General features: G+C 74.9%; 1 protein-coding gene. It reads right to left on the bottom strand.

The window, feature by feature from the left end:
• On the bottom strand, positions 1-161 hold a 161-nt coding region (locus EAO70_RS35850; RefSeq protein WP_410091595.1), incomplete at its 3' end, for a nitrilase-related carbon-nitrogen hydrolase.
• Between the last annotated feature and the right edge of the window lie 826 nt (positions 162-987).

Here is a 987-nt window from a genome sequence, read left to right as displayed (position 1 = left end):
CCCTCCGCCTCGACGAAGGAGCCGGCGTGCAGCCAGACCCCGGCGTCGCGCGCGGCCTCGGCCATCGCGCGGTGGGTCGGGCCGTTCAGCGGCTCCGACTCGGCGGCGAAGGACTCGTACGCGAAGGCCCCCATGGGCCAGAGTTCGGGCAGGACGACCAGGTCGGCGCRGCCGGAACGGGCTGTGGGCGGTCGCCCCGCCCTCCGCCATCGGCTCGGCGGGCAGCTCGCGCAGCCACTGGCCGTGCGGACCGCAGTCCCACGCGGCGACCGCGCGGGCCGTCACGCCCGGCACCCCGTCCTGACGGCCCTGCCACGCCGCGGTCATCCGCCAGTTCGACCGCACCTCCACGATCAGCTGCGAGAGCAGCGTCGCGGTGACCTCCGACGCCCCGGCCGCCCGCAGCGCCTCGACGACCAGGGACCGCTCGTCCCCGCCCGGCGTCGACGCCGCCTTCTCCAGCGCCTGCAGACCGGCCTCCAGGACACCCACGGTCGTCTCCACGACCTGCTCGTCGGCCCCGTCCCGGCCCCCCGCGTCGGACTGGCGCAGCGCGATCAGGTCGGCCAGCGTCCACACCACGGTCCGCGGCTCGACGAGCCGGTACACGGCCTCCTCCTCGCCCGGCCAGGTCTCGTGGCAGACGACGTGCTCGTCGCCGACGAGCAGCCCGTGGTGCAGGGTGCCCTGCCGGCCGCCGGCCTCCAGGGAGACGATCACGGACGGGTTGACGAGGGTCTGCATCAGGGGCAGCAGGAGCGCGGAGAGCTCCCCGGCCCCGTTGATGAGCCCGGCGTCCCGGAGCCGCGCCTCGGCGGGCGCCATGGACTCCGGGACCGGCTGTCCGGTCGCCAGCTGGGCGAGGACGAAGACCTCGTCGTCGGCCAGCCGGAAACGGGATCGGGTCACGTCGAAGGAAGGCATGTGTCGCTCACTCGGGTAGGGCGGTCAGGTCAGGTACGACGAAGGGGGCGGGCGCAGGTACGA

The sequence above is a fragment of the Streptomyces sp. adm13(2018) genome (genome assembly GCF_008042145.1).
Classification (GTDB): domain Bacteria; phylum Actinomycetota; class Actinomycetes; order Streptomycetales; family Streptomycetaceae; genus Streptomyces.
The sequence above is the reverse complement of the archived record's forward strand: the minus strand, read 5'-3'. Positions and strand labels throughout refer to the sequence as shown.